24 protein-coding genes are annotated in these 25,278 nt (G+C 72.0%); 14 read left to right on the forward strand and 10 right to left on the reverse strand.

The window, feature by feature from the left end; translation table 11 throughout:
• Positions 1 to 117: 117 nt before the first annotated feature.
• Entirely contained in the window at positions 118 to 1,137 is a 1,020-nt protein-coding gene (locus tag DWB68_RS02880) for a universal stress protein (protein ID WP_119423636.1), read from the reverse strand.
• Between the two features lie 162 nt (positions 1,138 to 1,299).
• Between DWB68_RS02880 and DWB68_RS02885 the strand changes: the two genes are divergently transcribed.
• A complete protein-coding gene (locus tag DWB68_RS02885; protein WP_119423637.1) occupies positions 1,300 to 2,760 on the forward strand; it encodes an NCS2 family permease in 1,461 nt (486 codons plus the stop codon).
• Positions 2,761 to 3,022: 262 nt separating this feature from the next.
• Here the strand turns inward: DWB68_RS02885 and DWB68_RS02890 are convergent, their stop codons facing one another.
• Positions 3,023 to 4,006 carry a hypothetical protein gene (locus DWB68_RS02890; RefSeq protein WP_147391558.1) on the reverse strand — a complete coding sequence of 328 codons (984 nt, stop codon included), beginning with the start codon at positions 4,004 to 4,006 and terminating at the stop codon, positions 3,023 to 3,025.
• A gap of 147 nt (positions 4,007 to 4,153) precedes the next feature.
• Positions 4,154 to 4,975, reverse strand: a complete 822-nt coding sequence (locus DWB68_RS02895; protein WP_119423639.1) for a spermidine synthase — start codon at positions 4,973 to 4,975, stop codon at positions 4,154 to 4,156.
• Between the two features lie 97 nt (positions 4,976 to 5,072).
• Here DWB68_RS02895 and DWB68_RS02900 point away from each other — a divergent pair, with 97 nt between their 5' ends.
• Entirely contained in the window at positions 5,073 to 5,468 is a 396-nt protein-coding gene (locus DWB68_RS02900) for a VOC family protein (protein WP_119423640.1), read from the forward strand.
• A gap of 82 nt (positions 5,469 to 5,550) precedes the next feature.
• On the opposite strand, the gene DWB68_RS02905 is transcribed toward DWB68_RS02900, so the two are convergent.
• The 5 genes from DWB68_RS02905 to DWB68_RS02925 form a co-directional block, all read right to left on the reverse strand.
• On the reverse strand, positions 5,551 to 6,309 hold the full coding sequence (locus DWB68_RS02905; protein WP_119423641.1) for an SDR family NAD(P)-dependent oxidoreductase: 759 nt from the start codon (positions 6,307 to 6,309) through the stop codon (positions 5,551 to 5,553).
• A gap of 172 nt (positions 6,310 to 6,481) precedes the next feature.
• Positions 6,482 to 7,168 carry an MgtC/SapB family protein gene (locus DWB68_RS02910; RefSeq protein WP_233548574.1) on the reverse strand — a complete coding sequence of 229 codons (687 nt, stop codon included), beginning with the start codon at positions 7,166 to 7,168 and terminating at the stop codon, positions 6,482 to 6,484.
• 44 nt (positions 7,169 to 7,212) lie between these two features.
• Positions 7,213 to 7,755 (reverse strand): GNAT family N-acetyltransferase, encoded by a 543-nt coding sequence (locus tag DWB68_RS02915; protein WP_119423642.1) that lies wholly within the window; start codon positions 7,753 to 7,755, stop codon positions 7,213 to 7,215.
• 116 nt (positions 7,756 to 7,871) lie between these two features.
• Positions 7,872 to 9,110, reverse strand: a complete 1,239-nt coding sequence (locus DWB68_RS02920) for a GNAT family N-acetyltransferase (protein ID WP_119423643.1) — start codon at positions 9,108 to 9,110, stop codon at positions 7,872 to 7,874.
• Positions 9,111 to 9,468: 358 nt separating this feature from the next.
• Positions 9,469 to 9,852, reverse strand: a complete 384-nt coding sequence (locus tag DWB68_RS02925; RefSeq protein WP_119423644.1) for a thiamine-binding protein — start codon at positions 9,850 to 9,852, stop codon at positions 9,469 to 9,471.
• 101 nt (positions 9,853 to 9,953) lie between these two features.
• Between DWB68_RS02925 and DWB68_RS02930 the strand changes: the two genes are divergently transcribed.
• From DWB68_RS02930 to DWB68_RS02975, 9 genes are all read left to right on the forward strand, one after another.
• The gene (locus DWB68_RS02930) at positions 9,954 to 11,390 is read left to right on the forward strand and encodes an amino acid permease (RefSeq protein WP_233548575.1); all 1,437 of its coding nucleotides are present in this window, start codon (positions 9,954 to 9,956) and stop codon (positions 11,388 to 11,390) included.
• A 342-nt stretch (positions 11,391 to 11,732) separates the two neighbouring features.
• Positions 11,733 to 12,641, forward strand: coding sequence for a VOC family protein (locus DWB68_RS02935; RefSeq protein WP_119423646.1), 909 nt, complete (start codon positions 11,733 to 11,735; stop codon positions 12,639 to 12,641).
• A gap of 137 nt (positions 12,642 to 12,778) precedes the next feature.
• Positions 12,779 to 14,440: a DNA-3-methyladenine glycosylase 2 family protein gene (locus tag DWB68_RS02940; protein ID WP_119423647.1), complete on the forward strand. Its 1,662-nt coding sequence runs from the start codon at positions 12,779 to 12,781 to the stop codon at positions 14,438 to 14,440.
• A 27-nt stretch (positions 14,441 to 14,467) separates the two neighbouring features.
• Positions 14,468 to 14,974: a methylated-DNA--[protein]-cysteine S-methyltransferase gene (locus tag DWB68_RS02945; protein ID WP_119423715.1), complete on the forward strand. Its 507-nt coding sequence runs from the start codon at positions 14,468 to 14,470 to the stop codon at positions 14,972 to 14,974.
• Positions 14,975 to 15,165: 191 nt separating this feature from the next.
• On the forward strand, positions 15,166 to 16,416 hold the full coding sequence (locus DWB68_RS02950) for a hypothetical protein (protein ID WP_119423648.1): 1,251 nt from the start codon (positions 15,166 to 15,168) through the stop codon (positions 16,414 to 16,416).
• Between the two features lie 4 nt (positions 16,417 to 16,420).
• Positions 16,421 to 17,428 (forward strand): hypothetical protein, encoded by a 1,008-nt coding sequence (locus tag DWB68_RS15910; RefSeq protein WP_147391559.1) that lies wholly within the window; start codon positions 16,421 to 16,423, stop codon positions 17,426 to 17,428.
• The gene (locus DWB68_RS15915; RefSeq protein WP_147391560.1) at positions 17,409 to 17,615 is read left to right on the forward strand and encodes a hypothetical protein; all 207 of its coding nucleotides are present in this window, start codon (positions 17,409 to 17,411) and stop codon (positions 17,613 to 17,615) included. Before DWB68_RS15910 ends, DWB68_RS15915 begins: the two co-directional genes overlap by 20 nt.
• A gap of 24 nt (positions 17,616 to 17,639) precedes the next feature.
• Positions 17,640 to 17,942, forward strand: coding sequence for a hypothetical protein (locus DWB68_RS02965; protein WP_119423651.1), 303 nt, complete (start codon positions 17,640 to 17,642; stop codon positions 17,940 to 17,942).
• Between the two features lie 102 nt (positions 17,943 to 18,044).
• The gene (locus tag DWB68_RS02975) at positions 18,045 to 19,394 is read left to right on the forward strand and encodes a hypothetical protein (RefSeq protein ID WP_158588186.1); all 1,350 of its coding nucleotides are present in this window, start codon (positions 18,045 to 18,047) and stop codon (positions 19,392 to 19,394) included.
• A 27-nt stretch (positions 19,395 to 19,421) separates the two neighbouring features.
• On the opposite strand, the gene DWB68_RS02980 is transcribed toward DWB68_RS02975, so the two are convergent.
• Positions 19,422 to 20,039, reverse strand: a complete 618-nt coding sequence (locus DWB68_RS02980; protein ID WP_119423654.1) for a hypothetical protein — start codon at positions 20,037 to 20,039, stop codon at positions 19,422 to 19,424.
• Positions 20,040 to 20,219: 180 nt separating this feature from the next.
• On the opposite strand from DWB68_RS02980, the gene DWB68_RS02985 reads away from it, so the two are divergent.
• From DWB68_RS02985 to DWB68_RS02995, 3 genes are all read left to right on the forward strand, one after another.
• Positions 20,220 to 20,753 carry a hypothetical protein gene (locus DWB68_RS02985; protein ID WP_119423655.1) on the forward strand — a complete coding sequence of 178 codons (534 nt, stop codon included), beginning with the start codon at positions 20,220 to 20,222 and terminating at the stop codon, positions 20,751 to 20,753.
• A gap of 204 nt (positions 20,754 to 20,957) precedes the next feature.
• Complete coding sequence (pta, locus tag DWB68_RS02990; RefSeq protein WP_119423656.1) at positions 20,958 to 23,090, forward strand: phosphate acetyltransferase; 2,133 nt, start codon at positions 20,958 to 20,960, stop codon at positions 23,088 to 23,090.
• Between the two features lie 3 nt (positions 23,091 to 23,093).
• Entirely contained in the window at positions 23,094 to 24,251 is a 1,158-nt protein-coding gene (locus DWB68_RS02995; RefSeq protein ID WP_119423657.1) for an acetate kinase, read from the forward strand.
• On the opposite strand, the gene DWB68_RS03000 is transcribed toward DWB68_RS02995, so the two are convergent.
• Positions 24,214 to 25,113: an oxidoreductase gene (locus DWB68_RS03000; protein ID WP_119423658.1), complete on the reverse strand. Its 900-nt coding sequence runs from the start codon at positions 25,111 to 25,113 to the stop codon at positions 24,214 to 24,216. The genes DWB68_RS02995 and DWB68_RS03000 overlap by 38 nt on opposite strands.
• Positions 25,114 to 25,278 lie beyond the last annotated feature (165 nt).

A 25,278-nucleotide genomic window follows, 5' to 3' on the forward strand; every position in this document is an offset into this window, starting at 1 on the left:
GCCGGACGGCGGGACTCCCCCACCGTGGCGGGACCCTCCCCCAGCGCGACGGCGGGTGGTCACCTTGAAGGTGACCACCCGCCGTCGTGCACTGTTCCCGGGCCGCGCCCGGCACCCTCAGTCGTCGCTGGGCATGGGGCCGAAGTCGGCGCGGTTCTCGACGCGGCGGTCCTTGCGGTTCGGGACCACGAGCACGGGCGCCTTGGAGTGGTGGAGCACGGCCTGCGAGGTGGAACCGAGCAGCACGCCCGCGAAACCACCGCGGCCGCGCGTGCCCGTGATGACGAGGCGCGCGCGCTCGGATTCCTTCACGAGCACCTGGCCGGGGATGCCCTCGACCACGGCGGTCTCGACGTCGAGGCCCTTGAAGTGGTGGCGCAGCCAGAGCGCGCCAGCGTCGATCTGCTCGCGCATCTCGGCCATGACTGCCTCGTAGTCGATCGCCGCGGAGACCCAGGCCTGCGTGCCGGTCAGCGGCGGGAGGGCCCAGATGATGCGGAGGCGGCAATCGCGCGCCTCGGCCTCGCGGGCGGCGTCGAGCATGGCCAGGCGGGCGCGCTCCGAGCCGTCCACGCCCACCACCACGACGTCGTCCACGTCGCTGCGCTCGAGCGAGCCCTTGGGGACGACCACGGTGGCGCAATGCGCGTGCGGCGGCACGGCCGAGGAGACCGAGCCGAGGATGCGGCCCATGAAACCGCCGCGGCCGCGCGAGCCCATGACGATGAACTTGGCGTTGCGGCTGTATTCCAGGAGGGTGCCGGCGGCGTCGCCCGTCTCGACGTAGGCGCGGACCTTGTCCGGGCCAACAAACACCACGTCCTTCACCTCGGAGCGGCGGCGCTCCAGGTCGGCGAGGGCGTCGCGCAGCACCTGCTCGGCGCCGCGGCGCAGCGACTCGTCATCCAGGGCGGCGTAGCCGGCGTCCATGGCGGTGGCGACGAACGTGGGGATCGCGTAGGACATCACGGCCTCCACCTCGAGGTCGCGGCGTGCCGCCTCGGCGGCGGCCCAGGCGAGGGCATCGAGGGACTGCTCTGAACCATCCACTCCCACCACGATGGCCCCGGCACCCGGGGTCTCGCGGCGGAGGTCATCGCTGGCGCGGTCTTCGCGGGGGGCATTCTGCGCGGCCATGGTCACCACTCCTGTTCGCTTCGAGGAAGTGCTCCCATTGAACACCCCTCACATCATTTCTACACGGTGTAGAAAGAGATTCTGGTCACATTGGGGGTGGGGGCGTGTCTATACCGTGAAATCCCGGCGGCAAGGACCCGGCGCGCCGATAAACTGGCTGTCATGTCAACTCGCACCAGCACCCCCGCACCCCGTGGTGCCCTGGACCGCTACTTCAAGCTCACCGAGCGCGGTTCCACCATGGCGCGCGAGGTTCGCGGCGGCTTCGCCACGTTCTTCGCCATGTCGTACATCGTGGTTCTCAACCCCCTGATCCTGGGCATCTCGCCCGACTCCGCAGGCAACACCCTGGGCGTGCCCCAGGTGGCCGCCGCCACCGCCTTCGTCGGCGGCGTGCTCTCCATCATCATGGGCCTGTGGGCCAAGCACCCCTTCGCGATCGCGACCGGCCTGGGCGTCAACGCCCTCGTGGCCGCCACGATCGCCACGCACCCCGGCCTGACGTGGCCGTCCATGATGGGCCTCGTGCTCATCGCGGGCGTCATCATGTTCATCCTGGTGCTCACCGGCTTCCGTACGGCCGTCTTTAACGCCGTGCCCGCCGGGCTCAAGACCGCGATCGTGGTCGGCATCGGCTTCTTCATCACGCTCATCGGCCTGGTGAACGCCGGCTTCGCCCGCGCCGGCACCGGCACCCCGCTGACCCTCGGCATCAGCGGCCGCCTCATCGGCTGGCCCACGCTCGTGTTTGTGGTTGGCCTGCTCCTGACCATTGCGCTGCTGGTGCGCAACGTGAAGGGCGCCATCCTCATCGGCATCGTCGTGGCCGCCGTCTTCGCCAACGTCCTGCAGCTCATCTTCAACATCCCCGGCAAGATCGGCGCCGACGGCACCGTCACCCCCACCGGCTGGTCCCTCGTGGTTCCGGGCTCCGACTTCACGCTGACCGCCCCCGACCTCTCCCTCATCGGCAAGGTCGACTTCGGCGCGTTCTCGCCGTCCTCCCTCGGCGCCATCGCCGCGATCCTGCTGGTCTTCGTGATCCTGCTGTCGATCTTCTTCGACGCCATGGGCACCATGGTTGGCCTGGCCACCGAGGCCGGCTCCATCGACAAGGACGGCCAGATCGAGGACGTCAACAAGGTCCTCCTCGTGGACGCGGCCGGCGCCATCGCCGGTGGCGGTTCCTCCGTCTCCTCGAACCAGATCTTCGTGGAGTCCTCCGCCGGCATCGGCGAGGGCGCCCGCACGGGCATCGCCGCGATCGTCACGGGCCTGCTGCTCATCGTGGCCATGTTCCTCTCGCCGCTCGTGAACTTCGTGCCCTTCGAGGCCGTGGCCCCCGCCCTCGTGTGCGTCGGCTTCATGATGATGCGCCAGGTCGTGAACATCGACTGGAAGGACATGGGCATCGCGATCCCGGCCTTCCTGACGGTGGCCCTCATGCCCTTCACGTACTCCATCGCCGACGGCATCGGCGCCGGCTTCGTCTCCTACGTGTTCATCCGCGTGGTCCAGGGCAAGTCCCGCGACGTGCACCCGCTCATGTGGGTCATCTCCGCGCTGTTCGTGCTGTTCTTCGGCATGGGCGTCGTGGACGGCTGGCTGGGCGTCAACGCCTGAGCCTCCTGAGCCGCGCGTGCGCGGCGCCGGGCACCGACCCGGCCACGCGTCGTCGTGCTGTTCGACGGCCCGGTACCCCCCTGCGGGGTGCCGGGCCGCCGGCGTTTCCGGCCCCGGCACCCGCCACTACGCCGGCCCCGCCCGCACCCCTCACCGCGCCCGCACCCCTGCCCGTGTCCGGCCATCTCGCGACTTTTTGGCTTCTCCGCGACTTTTTGTCGCGGAGAAGCCAAAAAGTCGAGAGGCCGTCGAGCGAAGGCAGCTAGGCTGCCTCACGATCCGTCCGCTGAGCCACGCCGGCCGCCCTGAGCGTCCTGATCAGCTGCTCTGGGCGATAGAGATCCGCCCAGCCCCAGCGCACCACGCGATACCCCAGCGCCGTCAGCCGGTTCTCCCGCGCCTTCTCCTGGCCGAACACCTGGTCGGCGCTCCTCGAGGCTCCAAAGGTGCCGTCGTACTTCAGCTTGCCGTCGAACTCACCGATGACCCGCACGCCGGGCCAGCAGAAGTCGACGTACCCGATCAACCCGCGCCCATCCACGAGCCCCAGCTGAAGCTTCGGCTCCTCCAAACCGGCCCCGACAAACAAGGCCCTACTGACGGATTCGCCCACCGAACCCGACAGCGACGAACCGGATTCCCAGGCCAGCCGGGCCCTTTTGCGCGCAGCCGCCGAGGGAAGGCCGAGGATCGCGTCCACGACGTCCGCCTGCGCCACGAGGTCCCACTGCGTGAGCGCATCCACGATCGGCAGCGCCCTCACCAGAGGTGCGCCCCCGAGCACCTCAAGTACCGCGGGCAGCAGGCCCGCCGTACGAAAGGTGCCAGTGTTCCTCTCCCCCACCCAAGCGCCGTCGTGGGTGTGACGCCGAATCACTGGCCTCCACACGTCGAGCGCCTGGGCGGCCGCCGGTCCGCGAACGCTCAGGGTGTCAGCGCGCTGTCCGCTCCGCCCGGCCAAGCTCTCTGCAACGGAGATAACCCGTGGTGGGCCGAAGGTGGGCAGCCTCATCGCAATGAGCGCCGCCTCACCGCACAACACGAATCGCCCAGAGCGGGTGGAGCGCGCCGCAAGCACCCAAACGAATCGTTCAAAGTCCTTCGCTGCGAGCCAGCGGGCGGTCTCCACGTACCAGCCGCTCACGAGGCGGACGCATTCTCCGCGATCGAAGCGCCGGCGCACCGAGGGATCGGCGGCGGAACTGATCAGGTGCTCTGGCCAGGCCAGGGGCATCGGCTTCTCCATCGACACAGCCTGACAGCCACCGCGGAACGGTGCATCACCCTCTCGCCGTCCTGTGGATAAGCCCGTCTCGCGACTTTTTGGTGCCTCCGCGAATTTTTGTCGCGGAGACGCCAAAAAGTCGCGAGGTGGACCCGCGTCCACCTCCGATCAGCGGAGGAAGGCCGCCAGCTCCTGCTCGCCCCAGACGTGCGCCGGGAGGGCGTCACCCAGGAGGGAGCGGGTCAGTGCCGGGCCCAGCGGCAGTTCCGCGCACGACGCCGCAACGACCACGTTCCCGCGGCGTCGCCCCTTGAGCATGGCCGGGTCGGCGACCGCGGCGACGTGGGGGAACAGCTCGCGCAGGGCGCTCGCCTCAGCGCGCAGGTGGGCGCGGTCCGGGGCGTCGCCCACGTTGAGCAGGTACAGCCCGTCCTCCGCGAGCACGCGCTTGGCCTCGGCGTGGAAGGCCGGCGTGGTCAGCTGCTGCGGCGTCTGATCCCCAGCGAAGACGTCGCGGATGATGAGGTCTCGGGTGTCCTCGGTCAGGCTCGGCAGCACCTCGCCGGCGTCGCCGGGGCGCAGACGCAGCAACGGCGCGCTCGGCAACGAGAACCACTCGCGCACCAGCACGGTCAGGCGAGCATCCAGCTCCACGACCACCTGGCGGGCGCCCGGGTACCCGGCGTGAATCCAGCGGGCCATGGAACAGGCGCCGCCGCCGAGGTGCAGGGCCCGCAGCCGGCCGCCGTCCGGCCAGCGTTGCGAGATGAGCGCCGCCATCCAGCGCATGTACTCGAAGTCGAGCCGCTCGGGATGCTCCAGGTCCACGTGGGAGGAGGGAACGCCGTTCACGTAGACGGTCCAGGCGCTCGGCGAATACGGGTCGCGCTCGAGCCGCACCGTCCCGGTGTCGGTCTCCCAGGTGCCCTCGCGCAGGGCGTCGCCCTCCGGCTGCGCCTCGATCTCGCGCCCGGCGCGCTTGCGTCCCACGTATGCTCTCCTCGCTCACCGCCCCGAATCCGGGCGGTCCGATCAAGCTTAGGCGTGGCGCCCGGGAGTTACGGTGCCGAGAGACCAGGCTCGGGGCATGGCTGGATTGCATCACGTGGAGATCTGGGTGGCACGACTCGACGCTGCGCGTGCCGAGTGGGGCTGGCTGTTGCCGCGCCTCGGCTTCGAACGCACCGCAACGTGGGACGAGGGAGACTCCTGGTCCTCTGGTGGCGCTTACCTCACCATCACGACGTCCCCGAACCTCAGCGCCCTCGTCCACGATCGCCGCTCCCCGGGCGTCAACCACCTGGCCTTCTCGGTCGATTCCCCGGCCGAGGCCGACGCCATCATCCGCGAGGGCACCACCCACGGCTGGGCGGAGCTCTACGCCGATCGCTACCCGCACGCCGGTGGGTCGGATCACTACGCCGGCTGGCTCGAGAACGCGGACGGCTTCAAGGTGGAGGTCGTCGCCCTCGACCGGGCGTAGCGCACGGGGAAGGCGCCCCCAGGAACGCACGAGGGCTCGGCACGCGGATCGCGCACCGGGCCCCACGGCGATCACCCGAGGATCAGGCGGCGGACCAGCCGCCGTCGGAGGCCAGGATGGCGCCGTTGATGTTGGCCGAGTCGTCCGAGAGCAGCCAGGTGATGGCGGCTGCGAGCTGGGTGGCCTCGGCCGGGGCACCGGCGGCCACGAACAGCGGGCCCAGGCGGCCGGCGGCGAACTCGGACTTGAACGGCGCCTCGATCCCGGTCTTCACGCCGCCCGGGGCCACCGCGTTGGTTCGGATGCCGGAGGGGCCGTAGATCACGGCGGTGTTCTTGGTCAGGCCGATGATGGCGTGCTTGGACGTGGTGTAGGCGGCACCGGCGGCGGAACCGCGCAGGCCGGCCTCGGAGGCCACGTTGACGATCGCGCCGGCGCCCGCCGCGACCATGAGCGGCACCACGGCGCGGGAGAGCTTCATGGGGCCAGTGACGTTGACGCGCAGCACGCGGTCCCAGGTCGCGTCGTCGACCTCGCCCACGGGCAGGAAGCCGTCCATGATGCCGGCAACGTTGGCCAGGCCGTCGATCTTGGTGCCGGCGGCGGCCACGATGGCCTCCACGGAGGACTCCTCGGCCACGTCGCCGACCACGGTCACGAGGCGCTCGCCCACCGCGAGCTCGGCGGCGAGGGCATCGAGCCGCTCGGCCACGACGTCGGAGGCGATGACGCGGCCACCCTCGGCGAGGATGCGCTCGGTCGTGGCACGGCCGATGCCGGAACCGGCGCCGGTGACGATGATGGTGCGGCCGTCGAAGCGACCGGGAACAACGCTGGACATGCGGGGTCTCCTTGGGGGATCAAGCAGGGTTCACCGCGCGAAATGGTGGCGCGCGGACAGCACCAAGTCTTCACGTCGCGGCGTCGCAAAACAACGGTGACAACACCCCGCCGGAGGCGTATCCTGCGCACTCCGTCGCAAAAACCCGCCGGCCAGACCGGGCCCGGGACCGCTACTCGTCGTCCTCTTCCTCGTAGGGTGCCAGGCCGCGCCGCAGCCCCACCGACCGCATGCCCTGCACCTCTGACAGCGCGGGCACCAGATCCTCCACGCGCGCACTTCCGAGGAAGCGCAGCTCGGCGTCGATCAGGGTCGTCCCGTCCTCCGCCACCGACTTGGTGGCACCCTCGAAGGTGGTCGTGAAGCCGTTCTCCGAGGCCAGCTCCAGGATCTTGCGCATGGCCCCGGTCCCGTCGGCGTAGACCACGCGCAGGTCGGTCACCCGCCGCTCACCCGGCAGTTTGCGCATGAGCGGCGCCACGAGCAGCAGGGTCACGAGGTAGATCGCCGTGACGATGAGCGCCACGGCCACCATGCCTGCGCCGCAGGCCATGCCCACCGCGGCCGCGATCCAGATGGAGGCCGCCGTCGTCAGGCCGCGCACCGTGGTGGAGCCCTTGAAGATCACCCCAGCGCCGAGGAAGCCGATGCCGGAGACGATCTGCGCGGCGATGCGCGTGGGGTCGCGCGGCGCGTCAGGGTCCAGAATCGCGCCAAAGCCGTAGGCGGAGACGAGCGTGAACACGCAGGAGCCCAGCCCCACCAGCACGTGCGTCCGATACCCGGCGGACTTCCGCCGCGCCTGCCGCTCCAGGCCAATGGCCGAGCACAGCACATATGCCACCAGGAGTAACAACACCTGTAGGCCTACATGGGAGCCCAGGATCTGATGCCAAAAGTCGTTCACGCCCGCACCATCCGGATCTCTCGGGCGCCGTGCCACTCGGCCGGCAGCTCTTCCATGCCCCCATCGGCAACAAAGCCCATCTTGCCGTAGAACGCCCGCGCCCGCGGGTTGTCTTCGAGCACCCAGAGCTGAGCCGCATGCACGCCCACCACCGTCTCGGTCAGCTCCTCGGCGATGCCCCGCCCGCGCCACGCGGCGTCGACGTACAGCACGCCGAGCTCGTGGCTCACCCCCGGCGCCGCGTCGCCGGCCAGGCGCCCTTCGATCGCGGCCATCACCTCAAGGGGACCCCCGGCACCCACTCCCACCACGACGTCGTCGTCCGTCAACGCGACCCACGTGGGCATGAGCCGGCCCGCGGCCAGAGCGGCGCCCCAGCCCTGCACTCCGCGTTCCAGCCCCGCGTCCATCCGGTCCAGGTACTCCTCGCCGAGCCACGGGAGGTAGGTGTCCCGCCAGCCGGCATTCTTCACGAGCAGCGCGCCGCGCACCCACTCCTGTCGCAGCGGCTCGATCCGCACGCCCTCCGGCAACGCCATGGCTCCTCCGTCCTCACCGGCCTCGGTGGCGCCACGCTATCGCGCGGCGCGGGGACGGGGACAGGGCACGACGACGCGTGGCCGGCCCAAGCGGCCCGGCGGCTGTATCCGAGCGCTCAGGCCCGGCGCACCATGCGGATGTCGTGCGCGCCGCTCCACTCGGGCGGCAGCTCCTCGCGCGCTCCGTCGGGCGTGAAGCCGAGCTTCTCGAAGAAGGCCTGAGCGCGCGGATTGTCCTCGAGCACCCAGAGCAGCGCCGGCTCGTCGCCGAGCACCGAGTCGGCCAGGCGCCGGGCAATCCCCGATCCCTGCCAGGCCCGCGCCACGTACACCGTGAAGAGCTCCCACTTGGCGCCGGTCGCGAGACGGTCCGACTCCTCGAGGACGGGCGCCGCGGACGCCATGCCCACGACCTCGCCGTCCTCCGTCGTTGCAACGGCGGTGCGGGTGAGGTTGCCCGGGCGTTGCAGCGCGCGGGTCCAGGAGACCACGTCGGCGTCGAGGCGGCGGTCCATGTCGTCCAGCCAGTCCTCGGCGATGTGCTTGGAGAAGGTTTCGCGCCAGCCCAGGTTCTTCACTTCGAGCGCGCCGCGCACTGTCTCGGGACCCATGGGCGTGACGGTGACCCGCTGGGCCGCGGAACCCGGCGCCGCGGCCCCCGTGACGAGCGCGATCGCGAAGCCGTCCCAGCCGCGGCCGGTCACGGTCTGCAGGGCCGTCGCATCGAAGCGCGGGTCCTCGTGCAGGAGCTTGAGGGCGGCGGCCATGCCGGCGGCCTCCGAGCCGCCCGCCTCGGCGCCCACCACGCCAGCGCGGATCACGTGGTCCACGATCACCACGGAGCCCGGAGCGGTGAGCCGCAGCGCCCACTCGAGGTAGACCTTGGTGCTGGCCTTGTCGGCGTCGATGAAGACGAGATCGAACGGCGCCTGCCTGGTCCACGTGAGCTGGTGCAGCGCCTTGACGGCGGGCCCGGTCTCCACGGTCCAGCGGTGCCCCTCGCCCTCCGGGTCGGCGAGGCGCAGATTGGCCCGCGCCACATCGGCGATGTCTCGGTCGATCTCGAGGGAGTGCAGGTGCCCGTCCTCGGGCAGAGCGTCGAGGATCCAGGCCGCCGCGTAGCCGCCGAGCGTGCCGATCTCGAGGATCCTGCGCGCGCCGGAGAGGCGCGTGAGCAGCGAGAGGAACTTGCCGCGGGCCGGGGCGGAGGCCTCGTCCGGCAGCCCGGCCTCGACGCTCGCGCGGCGCACGGCGGCGACGCCGGCCGGCTCGTCGACGAGGCTCAGCTCCAGGAAGGACTCCACCTCAGACGGCGAGGAAGGAGCGGGGGTGCCTCCCAGTGGCGTGGCTGACATGCGTTCCTTTCCTGCTCCCCCGCGGCGCGGGAGAGTCGTGTTGTGCATCCAGGCGATGCCCGACGGCGTTCGCCTGGGCCGGGTGCCTCGGCCCGCCTGAGCGGCGGGCGGGGTCCGCCGGCGCGGTGCGATCCCGAGGGCAGATCCCTCGGCGGCCCGCCCGTGCGGCCCGAGCGATGCTCGGATCAGGCCGTCCCGGTGGGCGAGCCCCGCAGTGGCCCCCAGAGCGGACCCGGACGACGCCCAGGGCGATCCCAGGACCGCCCCGGCGTGCGCCCGCACCACCGACGCGAGGCGAGCGAGTCGAGGCGTTCCAGCCACGCTCCGCCGAACGAACCGAGCGAGCCGAACGGGGCCCTTAGGCCCCTTCGCCCTCACCCAGCGCGGGGCGCGTGTCGCGCTCCAGGGCGACCGGGGCGTCGTCGTGCCCCTGGGCGTCCTGCTGCGCGATGGCCTTCTGCAGGCGATCGATCTTACCGGTGAGTTCGCCCGTGCGGCCCGGGCGGATGTCCGCCTTGAGCACGAGCGAGATGCGCGTGCCGTAGCGGCCAACGGCCGCGGTGGCGCGCTTGACGACGTCCATGACCTCGTCCCACTCACCCTCGATCTCGGTGAACATCGAGGAGGTGCGGAACGGGAGGCCTGAATCGCGGACCACGCGGACGGCCTCGGCGACGGCGTCGTGCACGGATCCGTCCGGGTGGTCGTTGCCGGACGGGGAAACGGAGAACGCAACGATCATGTCTCCCACACTCTCACCCGCCCGGGCCCGTGCGAAGGATGCGAAGCCACTATGACCACCCGAGTACCGCGGGGGCGCGCACGGGACTACCCTGGTTCCCCGTGCATTCTCCCTCCCCTCAGGCCTCCGATTCCGGCGCGTCAGACACCCTGCGCCGCGGCCTGTCCATGCGGCACATCCGCTTCATTGCCCTCGGATCGGCGATCGGGACGGGGCTCTTCCTCGGCTCGGCCGAGACCATCAAGGCCGCCGGCCCCGCCGTGCTCGTGTCCTACATCGTGGCCGGCGCGTGCGTGTTCTTGGTCATGCGGGCGCTCGGCGAGATGGCCGTGCGCCACCCCGTGGCCGGCTCCTTCGCGAACTACGCGCACCACTACCTGGGCCCCTACTTCGGCTTCCTGGCCGGGTGGACGTTTGTCTTCGAGATGCTGCTCGTGGCGATCGCCGATATGACGGCCGTGACGGCGTACATGGGGCTGTGGTTCCCCGGGACGCCGGGCTGGGTGTGGATGCTCGCGGCGATCGCGCTCATCATCGGGCTGAACCTCCTGCGGGTGCGGGTCTTCGGCGAGGTGGAGTTCTGGTTCTCGCTCATCAAGGTCGTCACGATCGTGGCGCTCATCGCGGGCGGCCTGGCACTGCTGGTCTTCGGCGTGTCCGTGGGCGGGCACACACCCACGGTGGAGAACCTCTGGAGCGGCGCGGGCGGCTTCGCGCCGTTCGGCGTGTGGGGCATCGTCATGAGCCTCGGCGTGGTGGCGTTCAGCTTCGGCGGCATCGAGACGCTCGGCTCCACGGCCGGCGAGGCGGACCGCCCCGAGCGGTCCATCCCCCGGGCCATCAACTCGGTGCCCGTGCGCATCCTGCTCTTCTACGTGCTCTCCCTGGCCGTGATCCTGTGCCTCGTCCCGTGGCAGCAGCTGGACCCCAGCTCCTCGCCGTTCGTGACGGTCTTCTCGGCGCTCGGCCTGCCCGCGGCGCAGCACATCGTGAACTTCGTGGTGCTGACGGCCGCGCTCTCGGCGATGAACTCGATCACCTACGCCTCGGCGCGGCTCATGTACGGCCTGGCGCAGCAGGGCCAGGCGCCGCGGGCCTTCGGGGCCGTGCGCGGGGGTTCGGGCGTGCCGCTGGTTCCGGTGCTCGTGGTGCTCGGCGCGCTGCTCGTGGGCCTCGGGGCGTTCCTGCTCATCCCCGACACGCTCTTCCTCATGGTCGCCTCGATCGCGTCCTTCGCGACCGTCTCCACGTGGATCTTCATCCTCTGCTCGCACCTGGCGATGCGCCGCCGGCTGCGCGCCTCCGGCGAGCGCACGGTCTACCGGATGCCGGGCGCGCCGTGGACGAGCGTCGTGGCGCTCGCCTTCTGCGTGTTTGTCCTGGTGGCGCAGGCGTTCAGCCCCTCCACGGTGTGGGCGCTGGTCATCGGCGTGGCCTGGGTGGCGCTGGCCTCGCTCGGCTTCCTGCTGCTGCGCGGGCGCGGGCGCGAGCCGCTGGACCTCGAGGTGAACCCCGCCTCGATGGCCGCGGCAGCCTGAGGCGCGGCGCCGGGAGGCGCCGTCGCCAGCGGCCCGGTCCCCGCGCCGTCGTACACCCCGGCGCTTTGTCACCCCCTCGGTGCTTTTGCACCCCTTCCGGGTTTTCTCACCGTCCGCCGGACGGTGCAAAAGCAAGAAAGGGGTGACTTTTCGAGGGACTGGGTGCAGATCCGGTGCACGACGGCGCGCGCCCGGCCCGGGCGGGCCCGTCGCCGAGGCGCGTGGCCCGGTGAGCGCCCCCACAGTGACAAGCCGGAACAACTCTGCCAGAATAGTTGTTGCTTCAAGTAAAGCCTCAAGCGATCAGGACGCCCGGGGCTCCACCAGCAAGGGAGAAGAGCCATGATCCAGGGCAACGCAGAACAGACCGCAGCCAAGAACCCCGAGGACCGCCTCGACGCCCTCAGCACCGTGGGCACCGTGACGCTCAAGGTCGCCGATCTCGACGGGATGATCCGCTTCTATCACGAGGGCGTGGGCCTGGCCGTGATCGCGCAGGAGGGCGACTCCGCGATCCTCGGCCGCCACGGCGTCCCCGCGCTCGTCCTCGAGCACGAGCCCGCGCTCAAGCACGCCGCCAACGGCGCCGCCGGCCTCTACCACACGGCCATCCTGTTCGACTCGCGCGCCGACCTCGCCGCCTCCGTCTACTCGGTGGCGCGCAAGTACCCCTCGCAGTTCACGGGCTCGGCCGACCACTTCGTCTCCGAGGCCTTCTACTTCGACGACCCCGAGGGCAACGGCGTGGAGCTCTACTTCGACCGCCCGCGCGAGGCCTGGCAGTGGAACAACGGCCAGGTCAACATGGGCACCGTGTACCTGGACCCCAACACCTACCTGCAGTCCAACATGACCCAGGAGGGCCTCGAGAACCCGGTCGGCACCGACCACGCCGCCTCCGTGGGCCACGTGCACCTCAAGGTCGGCGACACCGCCACGGCCCGCGCGTTCTACGAGGGCGTGGTGGGCTTCGACGTCACCACCACCCTGGGTGACCAGGCCATCTTCTTCTCCGTCGGCGGCTACCACCACCACCTCGCCGCCAATACGTGGGAGTCCCGCGGCGCCATGGGCCGCGCCCCGAGCCTCGGCCTCGGCGAGATCGACCTCATCCTGCCGAACGACGACGCCGTGGGCGCCCTCCGCGAGCGCCTCACCGCGCGCGGCGTGGCCCAGCACAGCGACGGCCGCACGCTGACCTTCGAGGACCCCTGGAAGAACGCCCTGCGCGTCACCATCCAGGGCGCCTGAGCCCCCTCGTGTGAGCCCCGCGTGGCCCCGGACGTTGACGCGTCCGGGGCCACGCGCGTTTCCCTCACAGGAGCGGCTTCAAGGCCCGTGGCCGAAAACCGCCAGCGTTCGGCGGCAAAGCGCGGCACCATAAACGGGTGAGCATTCAAGAGCACGACGACGCGGTGACCGGCCCGGGCACGCCCCTCGCCTCCGGCGCGGAGGTCACGGGAGCCGCCGCGCCGCTGCCGTTCGACGCCGCCTACGCCGCCATCCACGCCCGGGATGCGCGCTTCGACGGCCAGTTCTACACGGCAGTGCTCTCCACCAAGATCTACTGCCGCCCGTCCTGCCCCGCGCCCACACCCAAGCCGCAGAACGTGCGCTTTGTCCGCACGGCGGCCGAGGCGCAGGGCCTGGGGCTGCGCCCGTGCCTGCGTTGCTTCCCCGAGGCCCTGCCAGGGACGCCGCAGTGGGCGCCCCGCACCGAGCTCGCCCGCCGGGCCCTCGAGCTCATCGCGGGCGGAGGCCTGGACGAGGCCTCGCTTGACACCCTCGCGCGCCGACTGCACACGAGCCCGCGCACCCTCCACCGCGTCATGGTCGAGGAGACGGGTGCCCCGCCCGTGGCCCACGCCCGCGCGCACCGCGCCCGCACCGCCTTCCGGCTTCTGGCCTCCACGGACCTGTCAAACACCGAGGTGGCCTGGGCTGCCGGCTTCGGCAGCGTGCGCCAGTTCAACGACACCGTGAAGCAGGTCTTCGACCGCACGCCGTCCCAGCTGCGCGAGGCGGCCCGCCGCAGCCCGCGCATCACGGCCCCCGGCGTCCCCGCCGCGCTCAGCGCCCGGCTCGAGGCCCGCGACCCCGTGGACGTCGCCGGCCTCCTAGCCTGGTTCGGCGCGCGCACGCTGCCCGGCGTGGACGAGGTCTCCGGCTCCCGGTACCGGGTGGCCGTGCGCCTGCCGCGCGGGACCGGCACCGTGAGCGTTGGCCTCGACGCCGACGAGCGGCTGCGCGCGAGCCTGGTCCTGGACGACGCCGCGGACCTCACCGCCGCCGTGCGCGTGGCCCGCCACCTCTTCGACCTCGACGCCGACACCCCCACGATCGACGCCGCCCTGGGGCAGCTGCCCTGGCTCCGGGACGCCGTCAACGCCCGCCCGGGCGCCCGCATCCCGGGCGAGCCCACGCTCACCGAGTCGCTGTGCCGCGCCATCGCCACCCAGCAGGTCTCCGTGGCGGCGGGCCGCGGGCAGCTGCGCCGCCTCGTCGAGGCGGCCAACGGTCCCGCCGATACGGCGGCCCCGGACGCCGGCGACGCCGAACCGCTGGCCGCGGCCGCGGCCGTGCCGGCCGCCAGCGCCGGAACCCAGCCGGCCGAGCCTCAGGCGAGCCGCGCGAGCGGCGGGTCGGGCGCGGAAGGCGAGCCCGCGCCGTCGGGCACTGGGCTCACCCCGTTCCCCACGGCGGAAACGGCCCTGGAGACCCTCGACGCGTGGTTCCGCGGCCCTGCCGCGCGGCGCGAGACCTTCGAGCGCGTCCTCACCCTCCTCGCCGACGCAGGCGAGCCCACCGACCGCGACGGCGCCTCGGCGCTCCTGGAGCGGGTCGGCGCGCTCAAGGGCATCGGCCCCTGGACGCTCGCCTATGCCCGGCTACGCACCGTGGGAGACCCGGACGTCGATCTCTCGGGCGACGGCGCGCTCCTGAGCCGGGCGCGTACGCTGGGCCTCGCCGAGGACAAACGCCGCCTCACGACCCTTCTGGACGGCGCGCGCCCTTGGCGCTCCTACGCCGCCCTCCACCTCTGGGGCTGAGCCCCCGTGACGAACACGGAGCAGACCATGGCACACCTCTTGACGAGTTCCCCGCTGGGGACGCTGATCATCGCCGGCAACGGCGCCGCCGTGACCGGCGTGTGGTTCGAGGACCACCGCTACTTCCCCACCGATACGACGCTCGGAGAGCGCGTGGAGCCGGGACAGGACTCGGTGCTCGACGCCGCCGCCGAACAGTTGGGCGAGTACCTCGCCGGGGAGCGCGAGGACTTTGATCTCCCGCTGGATCCCGCGGGCACCGGCAAGCAGAAGAAGGTCTGGGAGATCCTGCGGGCCATCCCGGCCGGCTCCGTCACGACCTACGGCGCGATCGCGCGCGAGCTCGGCAAGCCCAAGGCGGCCCAGGCCGTGGGGCAGGCGGTGGGGCACAACCCGCTGTCGATGATCGTGCCGTGCCACCGCGTGGTCGGCGCCGACGGCTCCATGACGGGTTACGCGGGCGGCCTGGAGCGCAAGCGCTTCCTGCTGGACCTGGAGGGCTACGACCCGGTCCTCGAGGACGCGCTCTTCTGAGCGCGAGGCGGGCGGCGGCACCCGGCGGGCAGGTCACCCTGGGGACGCAACGTGGAAGGTCGGACCTCCGAAGCGCGGACAAAACCGGCCTCGCCGTGCCAGGGTAGGCGCCATGATCACGCGACGGGGGGACGCGCGTCCCCGGCCCGCGGCCGACCGCGGCCCGGGACCGTCGCACGCCCGCGTCCGGTGTGGCTGCCGCGCTGGCGCTCGCCACCACGGTGGCGCTGAGCGGCTGCGTGCAGGGAAGCCCGGGCGACGGGCCCACCACCGACGCACCCGGCCCGGCCCGCCTGGTCCCCACGCCCGACGCCCCGCCCGCCGGTTCCACCCCGCTGCCCGGATGGACATGGGAAAACGGCGCACCCATCCACGCCGTTCCCACGCGCTTCCCGAACGCCACGGCCCCCCAGGGCCGCCCGGCCAAGCTCCCGAGCGCGGAGGAATGGAGCGCCTCCTGGGACATCGCCACCTCGGACGGAACGCTCATCGGCCTGGTCCATCGCCACGACGCCGGCGGCCAGTCCAGGCCGCAGCTCTCGCTCGTGCGCGGAGGCCGCGCCACCCCGGCACTCCCCCGGGACAGCGGCGGCGTCTTCTCCGAGCGCGGCAAGGACAGCGCCCCGAGCTGGACGCCCGTTCCGGGCACGCTCTCCCCCTCAGTGCAGGGGTTCCTCTTCATGGCGGCAAGCACGGTGTACGGCGACGACGCGGTGACCGGCACGGTGCGCCTGTACCGCGTGAACCGCGTGGGCGACCCGGCCCGGCTCGTGAGCGAGTGGACGGTTCCGGAGGACGAGCCGCTGGTCATGGGCGGCGTCACCACGGGCCTCTCCGACGGCGGCCGCCGGATCTACTGGGACCAAAGCACCCTCGGGGCGAACTGGGACACCCAGGTGATGTCCGTGCCGCTGACGGGAGGCCGACCGCAGCTCGAGGCCGAGCACGCCGCCGCCCCCATGCCCACCGCCCAGGGGCTCTTCGCCCTCTCCCTCACGCCGGGCACGGGCCGCGAGCGTTCGCTCGCCTTCGGCACCGTGGAAGACAGCGCCGTGGTCCCGGTGCTGCGCTTCACCCGGCCCGTGGACGACGGCGTGCCCCGCAGCATCTCGAGCGACGGCGAGCGCGTGGCGCTGGCCGATGTGGACCTCGACACCGACCGCGGTTACCACGGAGCCGCCGTGATCGATCTGCGCTCCGGACGCGCCAACGCGGTCCCGGAACTACGCGCCAACGCCATCTCCTGGAACGGAGCGGTTTACATCGACGAAGAGGGCCTCATCCGCCGGCTCGGCGCGCGTTCCACCACGCTCGCCGACTTCAGCGGCGAGGACGCCGAAGGGTGGGGAAAGCTCACCGCAGGCTGGGCCAGCGACGGCGAGATTTCCCTGCTGTGGAGCGCCGAAGGCACGGCGTGGACCGCCCGCGTCCAGATGGAGTGACCCCGTGACATCAGCCCTTCATCCGTCCGCCGCGCGCCGCTGTCTCCTCGCCGCGGCCCTCTCCGCGAGCCTGGCCCTGAGCGCCTGCTCCGGCCCGGGTCCCGCTGCCTCCTCCGACGCGCACGGTGCCGCGGCGAGCGCCACGGCCGGCGCCGCGTCGTCGTCCACCGGCAAGGAAGACGGCGCGGTCCCGACCGCCGTGCCCTCCGCCGCGTCGGCGGCGGCCGCCCCCGCGAGCAGGGCCGTGGCGGGGTGGAGCTGGGCAGACGGCACGCCCGTGATGGCCTCCGAGCCGACGCCGGACGGGGCGGAGCCACTCGAGGGAACCGAGCTCGACCTGCCGCACCCGCGCACCAACACCTGGTCCGTGGCCACGGTGACGTCGGCCGGCCGGGTCATCATCGCGACCTCGCCCCGTGACGGCAGCAAGGGCTCCTCGCCGCTCGAGCTGGCCGTGGCGGGTCCGCACCTCGAACCCGTCTCCCCCTTCCCCGCCGGCGCCGACCCGTACGCCGCGAACCGCTCCTTCTCCGACCTGGACATGGAAACTCTCAAGCCGGGCGTCGCGTGGTTCCCGGTGGACGGCTCGTTCACGACGGACGGCGCCGCCTTCGCGTGGGCGGCCCCCGAGCTGCCCGGCGACGGCTACGCGTCCGGGCGCTTGCGGATCATGTACGCCCCCTCGGTGGGGCAGGCGCCCCGGGTCCTGGCCACCTTCCCCGCACAGCGCTCAGACGGCGACTTCCTGCTGGCCACCGACTCGCTCCGGCTCTCCCCCGCGGGCGCGGGTCAACGCTACCGGCGCGACCGAGGCGCGATGGGAGACTGGGCTCTCCCCCGCGGGCGCGGGTCAACGGGTGTACTTCTCGGAGACGCCGTCCCCGGCGGGCGGCGCCAGCACCCGCATCCGTTCGGTGGAGGTGGGGACCGGCGGGGGCGCTCCGCGCCTCGAGGCCACCGACGCCGCCCGGCCCTCCCCGACGCGGGACGGCATGCTCGCGTGGATCGATGAGGACCCGAGCGCGGCAACCGCCACGCCCGCGCTGGCGCGCTTCACGAACGGCAAACGGACCGTCCTGCTGCGCTCGAGCATCAGGTTCGCGAAGGACACGGCCGGGCTGGAGACCATGGCGGAGCTGCAAGCGAGCCCCGGCGGCGACGTCGTCTACCTCCCGGTGGTGGACGCGAACACCACCTAAGGACCGAAGCTCACGGGAGGCGCCGTGCTGCGCCTCGACGCCCGCACCGCCGTCTCAGCGGGGCTTCCAGCCAGCGAGTTCGACTCCTTGGCCGCGGTTCTCTGCGGGGAGTCGTTGCTCGTGGACGACGGGCTGGAGGATGGCATCCCGCTGCAGCGCATTTCGGCCGACGGAACCTCCACCGCGCTGCGCTCCCCCGTCCGCGCGGCGGCGCTCTACTCTGTCCCGGTCTGCTCCCCCGACGGCGACACCGTGGTCTACTCGCTGCCCTACAGCCTCGACCACCCCTTGGCTCACTTCGTGGTGGCGCGCTACCCGCGCTCCTAGTCGCACTCCCCGCGCGGAGGCGGCGCCTACGCCGTGTCACGCTCCCGCAACGAAGCAATGACAAACTCCCCGTGACTCGTCAAACACTGTCAGGGTGGAGACATGAAACTCACACGAATGACCGCGCGGCGCGGGGGGCTCGCCGCCGCAGTGTTCCTGCCCGCAGCGCTCGCGCTCAGCGCCTGCGGACCCGTTTCTCCCCACGACATCGTCTCGCCCACGCCGCAGGGCTCGCAGCTGACCAAGCCGCACGCCGCCGAACCCTCGGCCGCTGCGGCCCCCGCCTCGTCGGTCCCGGCACCGGCCTCCTCCTCCGCATCGACCTCCGCTGCCCCCGCTCCTGCTCCCACCGTGGCGCCGAAGGACGGTGCGGTCCAGACGGCCAAGGGCCTCGCGTGGGCCGACGGCAGCCCCGTCCAGGCCACCACCCGGGCCCTGCCGGCGGGCAGCGGCAGCGGCTCGCTCCTGCATTCGACCGTGCACGAGCTCGAGACAGACACGAGCGAGGAGCTCACGCCGAAGGCCATCACGAAGGACGGCGTGGCCCTGGGCGCGGACGGCAAGGGCCTGTGGGTGCTGGGCACCAAGCGCGAGACGGCCGCCGTGAGCGACTATCCCGAGAAGGGCACCACGCCGGACGTTCCAGTGGCCGACGGCGCGGGGTTCGCCTGGGTGGATGAGGCCACGCAGGGCGGGAAGAAGGTCGACCGGGTGCTGCGCGCCGCCGGCCCGGGCGCCAAGGCGCAGGTGCTCGCCACCTTGCCGAGCGTGAAGAGCGAGGACGGCTACGGCTGGTCCGTGGTGAGCGCCTTCACCGACGGCTCCGGCACCCGGCAGCTGCTGGTGGCCTCACCCCAACGCACCGGCAGCGTCGGCGCCGGCACCTCGGAGTACGACTACTACACCGTCCCCAGCGCCGGCGGTCAGCTGACCCTGGTGGGCAAGGATCTCTCCGCGGCGTGGGGCACGCCCAAGGGCTTCTTCGCCAAGCGCTACGCGTGCGACGGCCTCGAGGAGTTTGGCGCCCTGACGGAGCAAGGCTTCCGGACCATCATGCGCTCCACCGACCCCGACGTGGGCGGCCTGCCGGACAGCACCGACGCAACGAGCGCCGTGCTGCTGTACACCTCGATTCCGGGCGATACGGCGGACACCGGCAGCGTCGCCATGGTGCTCGACCTCGATTCGCACGAGGGAACGGCGCTTGATGTGAGGCTGCAGCGCGGCGACGAGAATGCCTGGTACGCCGACGCGGCCAACGGCGAACTCATCGTGGCCACGCAGCGCACCATCTACGTCGCCACACCCCAGGGCGTCACGCCCATGGCGGCGGTCAGCAAGGACGTCGCGCCCGGTGTGGCCATGAGCGTCTGGCGCGAGGGCGAGCTGCTGGGCTTCACCAATCTGGACATCACCCGCGGCTGGTCAGGCGTGTACCGGCTCGCGAAGTAGCGCCCAGCCCGGCATCACCGAGCCGGTTCAGAAGGAGGAGGGCCGCCCGCCGCCGCGGGCGACCCTCCGTGCGCGGAGGGTCTGCGCCGCCATGATCGGCAGCAACAAGACCGCCAGGAGCGGCGCCACCACGGCGGAGAAGGCGAAGACGCTGGAGAGCCGGAAGTCGGCCGAGCCGCCCCGCCCCAGGCCCAGCCAACCGGGCGCCGAGGGATCCTTGGCGAGGAGCACGTCCGCCTCGTAGGCGCCGATGCTGTCCGCGCAACTGACGACGTAGTCCCCGGCCCGGCCGGCGGTGAAGCCGGCATAGCTCTCGAAGCCGTGCCGCGGGGTGACCCACCAGAGGGTGTCGTTCCAGTTCAGCTCGCGCACGCGATGCACGGAGGGCGTTTCACCCTCTCCGGAGCGCACCGAGCAGTCGAGCGTGCCCAGGATCGCGGCGCGGCCGGAGGCCCAGATCCCCACTCGTTGCCCGTCCGCGAGCCGCAGGCTCACGCTCGTGCCGCTCGGCACCGGCGCCGCGTCCGCGACGGAGGCGCGGATCGGGAGCACCCAGAACAGCCAGAGCCCCAGGCCCAGCGCCGCGCTGAGCGCGCACGCCATCCAGCCGAGCCAGCGGCGATCGCGGGAGGGGATGGGTCTCACGGGCACCACCTTAAGCGGGCACCCACCCGCCCGACGTCGCCCGCTTGCCGCGAGCGGGCGACGTCGAGCGGGGGCGTGATTGGGCGCCGCCGGGGCCACGGATCACGGCCCGAACACAATGTGGTTTCCGAACGGTCTCACCGCTCGCGGCGAGCATCCGCGGATGCCAGGCTGGCGATCATGAACTCCCAATCTGTCTCCCGACGCGCCCGCGCGGCGCTCGCCCTCACGGTCGTTCTTCCCGCCGCCCTGGCCCTGAGCGCCTGCAACCCCGTCTCCCCCGACAAGATCGCCTCGCCCACGCCCTCCGGCTCCCACCTGGCCGCCGCGCACGAGGCCACGGCCCCCGCGTCGGCATCAGAGTCCGCATCGCCCGAGGCGTCGGCCTCGGAGACAGCGCAGCCGACGCTGGATGGGTGGACCTGGGCAGACGGGTCCCCAGTCGCGCCTGCTGAGGGCGCCGTGCGGACCGCTCCCGAACCGGACACGAGCATGCTGGGGGAGAGCAAGGACGACTGGGGGCTCTGGGCCAACGCCGTGTTCACCAGCACCGGGCAACCGCTGGACCTCTACACGACCGGGGGCATGGCCAAGCTCGTTTCAACGACGGGCCTCGTGACGGTCATCGACGGCAAGATCGCCTCCCCGTTTGCCTCCGGACACGACCCCTTCGAGGGCAATGCCAAGGCCCTAGGGCGTGACGGAGTCGACTGACACGCCCGACGGCGCGTGGCTAGGCTGGGCGCGGATCGCGCGGCGGCGGTGCCCGGGCTTGGCCCGCGTCGGGGCGCCCCAGGCGCCCGGCACCCGCGGCGACGTGACCCACGGCACGGAACCGACGCGTCGTCGTGCACAATGGAAGCACCATTGATGTTACCTAAAGCACGCAACGCCCTCCCGAAGGAGCCCCTGAAGAGCATGACCCGCGGCCTCTATGTCAGCGCCACCAGCGCCGGCTCAGGAAAGTCCCTCATCGTCCTCGGCCTCGGCGACCTCCTGCACCGCCGCGCCGACACGGTGGGCTTCTTCCGCCCCATCACCGAGGCGAGCGATCCCGCCGCGGACCCGAGCGTGCGCCTCATGACCTCGCTCTTCGAGCTGCCCGCCGAGCGTATCGGCGTGGGCCTCACGCGCGGCGAGGCCCGCAAGCTCATCGCCGCGGGCCAGGTCGAGGAGCTCTACTCCCGCGCGCTGGACGCCTACTCCCGCGTGGCCGAGCACGCCGACGTGGTCATCGTGGAGGGCACCGACCTCTCCGGTCACGACTTCACGAGCGAGTTCGACCTCAACGCGCGCCTCGCCAACCACCTGGGCTGCCACGTGGTGGGCGTCGTGAACGGCGCGGGCAAGGACGTGGCCCAGGCCGCGGAGGCCGTCGACGTGGCCCGCGATTCCTTCTACGCCGAGCACGTCTCGCTGCTCTCCATGATCGTGAACCGCGCCGAGCCGGCCCTCGCCGATCAGCTCCGCGCCGCCGTGCGCCCGGGCCTGAACGAGCGCAAGGTCTACGTGGTCCCCGAACTGCCCGACGTCGTGGCCCCCACCGTGGGCGAGGTCGCCTCCGCGCTGGGCGCGCGGCTCATCGCCGGCGCCCCGGCCGAGGACCGCGACATCAAGCACATCATCGTGGCGGCCATGAACGTGGGCTACCTGCTGGAGCGCTACGAGCAGGACGACACCTTCCTCGTCACCCCGGCCGACCGCACCGATGTGCTCACGGCCGCCATCGCCGCCGCCCGCACCCCGGGCTTCCCCTCCACGGCAGGCGTACTCGTCACGGGCCGCCGCCCCGTGGAGGACTCCGTGCTGCCGCTCCTGGCCGAGGCCCCCTTCCCCGTCTACGTCACGGAGCAGGGCACCTTCGAGGCCACGACCGCCGTGGCCGGTGTGCGCGGCGAGCTCACCGCCAACGTCCCCCGTAAGACTGCCGCCGCCCTGGGCGCCTGGTACCAGGCCGTGGACGAGGACGAGCTCCTCGCCCGCCTGCAACTGCCAGCCCCCGAGCTCATGACGCCCGTGCGCTTCCTCCACCAGCTCGTGGAGACCGCCCGCGCCGAGCGCAAGACAGTGGTGCTCCCGGAGGGCGAGGACGTGCGCGTGCTGCGCGCGGCCGAAATCATCGCGCGCCGCGACATCTGCGATCTGGTGGTCCTGGGCGGGCCCGACGTCGCCGATCTCGCCAAGGAGCAGGGCATCGACCTCTCCGGCGTCACGCTCGTTGATCCCGCGCGCGATCCGCGCACCGAGGAGTTTGCCGCCGAGTACGCCCGCCTGCGCGCCCACAAGGGGATCACCCTGGAGCAGGCCCGCGAGCGCATGGTCTCCCGCTCCTACTGGGGCACCATGATGGTCCACCTGGGCCTCGCCGACGGCATGGTCTCCGGCGCCGCGCACACCACCGCCGACACCATCCGCCCCTCGCTCGAGTTCATCAAGACGCGCCCCGGCGTGAAGATCGTCTCCAGCGTCTTCCTCATGTGCCTGCCCGAGCGCGTGCTCGTCTACGGCGACTGCGCCGTGAACCCGAACCCCAACGCCGAGCAGCTCGCGGACATCGCCCTGGCCTCCGCCGCGACGGCCCGCCAGTTCGGGGTGGACCCCAAGGTCGCCATGCTCTCCTACTCCACCGGCACCTCCGGGGCCGGCGAGGACGTGGACCGCGTGCGCGAGGCCACCGAGCTCGTGGAGGCGTCCGGCCCCGACTTCCCCGTGGAGGGCCCCATTCAGTACGACGCCGCGGTGGACGCCTCCATCGCCGCCTCCAAGCTGCCCGGCTCCGACGTGGCGGGCCAGGCGACCGTGTTTGTCTTCCCCGACCTGAACACGGGCAACAACACCTACAAGGCCGTGCAGCAGTCCGCCGGCGCCGTCGCCGTGGGCCCCGTGCTCCAGGGCCTGAACCGCGCCGTCAACGACCTCTCCCGCGGCTGCACCGTCCAGGACATCGTCAACACCGTGGCCATCACCGCGATCCAGGCGCAGTCCCTCACCCCGGCGGGTTCGCCGGCCGCCTCGCCGGCCGCCGCCTCGACCACCAGCAAGGAGGCCTGAGCCGTGCGCGTTCTGGTCATCAACTCCGGCTCCTCGTCCCTCAAGTACCAGGTCCGCGAGACCTCCACGGGCGAGCTGCTCCTCTCTGGGCTCGTCGAGGAGATCGGCTCGGGCGAGGTGCCCGATCACGGCGCCGCGCTGGATCTGGTCGAGGAGCACCTGCAGGCGGAGTTCGGCGGCGACCCCGAGCTCGAGGCCGTGGGGCACCGCGTGGTGCACGGCGGCGAGCGCTTCTCCGCGCCCGTCATGATCGATTACGAGATCACGCGCGCCATCGAGCGCTTGGCCCCGCTGGCCCCGCTGCACAATCCGGCGCACGCCCTGGGCATCCGCGCCATCATGCGCAAGTGGCCCAAGCTGCCGCAGGTGGCCGTCTTCGACACCGCCTTCCACCGCACGCTCCCCGAGCACGCGTGGCGCTACGCCGTGCCCAACGAGCTGTACACGGAGCACGGCGTGCGCCGCTACGGCTTCCACGGCACCTCGGCGCAGTACGTCACCGCGCGCGCGGCCGAGCTGCTGAACGTGCCGGTGAACCGCTTCGACGGCATCATCGCGCACCTCGGCAACGGCGCCTCGATCACGGCGATCAAGGGCGGGCGCAGCATCGACACGTCCATGGGGTACACGCCCCTGGCCGGCCTCGTCATGGGCACGCGCTCCGGCGACGTTGACCCCTCTGTGCTCACGCAGCTCATGATCCGCGGCGAGTACACGGCGGAGCAGCTCGACACCCTCCTCAACAAGGACTCGGGCCTCAAGGGCATCGCCGGGACCAACGACATGCGCGCCGTCATCGCGCGCGCCGCGGAGGGCGACGAGGAGGCCGAGTTGGCCCTCGCCATCGCCTCCTACCGCGTGCAGAAGTACATCGGCGCCTATCACGTGGCCGTCGGCGGCGCGCAGGCGCTCATCTTCACGGCCGGCATCGGCGAGAACTCCTGGCAGTTCCGCGAGCGCGTGTGCGAGGGCCTGGGCGCCATCGGCGTGAAGCTGGACCGCATGGCCAACGTCGAGAAGTCCCGCGAGCCGCGCGTCGTCTCCACGGAGGACTCGGCCATCGCCGTGCTCGTGGTGCCGACCGACGAGGAGGCCGCGATCGCCGATCAGACCGCGGAGCTCGTCACGGCCGCCGGCCCGCACGACACCGGGCGGCACTGAGCCGCGGGGCCTCGTCGCCGGGCGCGCAGCGCCCGGCGGTCCCGCTGATCGCGCGCCGCACCAGGGCGTCGAACGCCCGGTCCGGCAGGACGGCGCGGGCGGCCAGCAGAGGCTTGGCCCCGAAGCCCACGGCGTAGCGCGTCTTCGGGCGCGCGGCGGTCACGGCGCTGACGATCGCGTCGGCGATGACCGAGGGCGGCGAGCTGCGCTTGCCCATGGCCTCGGAGCGGAAGGACGAGGCGACCGCCGCGGCCTGGGCGAAGTACGGCGAGTGCTTCGAGGACTCCTCGAGGTGGTCCGCCGCGATGCCGCTCCACTCCGTGGCGATGCCTCCCGGTTCGATCACCACCACGTCGATGCCGAAGGGTTCGAGCTCCAGGCGCAGGCAATCGGACAGCGCCTCGAGGGCGAACTTGGTGGCGTGATACCAGCCGCCGAGCGGCGTGTAGATCTTCCCGCCCATGGAGCTGACGTTGACGATGGTGCCCGCGCCGCGCTCACGCATCTGCGGCAACAACAGCCGGGTGAGCTCGGTGGCCCCGAAGACGTTGACCTCAAATTGGCGCCGAGCCTCCTCCAGCGGCACGTCCTCGATCGCACCGTAGGATCCGTAGCCGGCGTTGTTGACGAGCACGTCGACCCGCCCCGCCTCCTCGAGGACGCGGCGCACCGCGGTCTCGCGCGAGGCCTGATCGGTGACGTCGAGCGCCACCGCGTGGATCCCGTGCTCCTCGAGCGGGCGCAAACGCTCGAGCCTGCGGGCGGCCCCGTACACCTCGAAACCCGCCCGCCTCAGCGCCACCGCCGTGGCCTCGCCGATGCCGGACGACGCCCCCGTCACCACTGCAACCTTGCCGCTCATGTCGGTCCCCTCTGCCGGTGTCCCCTGCATCGTTGCCCGGCCACCGGCCCGAGGCAAGGGGCGCCGGGCCCCGACCAGCCGCCGTCGTGCATTGCGATCACGAAAACCTTTGGGCGGCGCGGGGCCGACGGCCTCGCCGGGAGGCTACTCATGCGGCAAGATGTC

This window comes from Galactobacter valiniphilus (genome assembly GCF_003575975.1).
In the GTDB taxonomy this organism is placed as follows: domain Bacteria; phylum Actinomycetota; class Actinomycetes; order Actinomycetales; family Micrococcaceae; genus Galactobacter; species Galactobacter valiniphilus.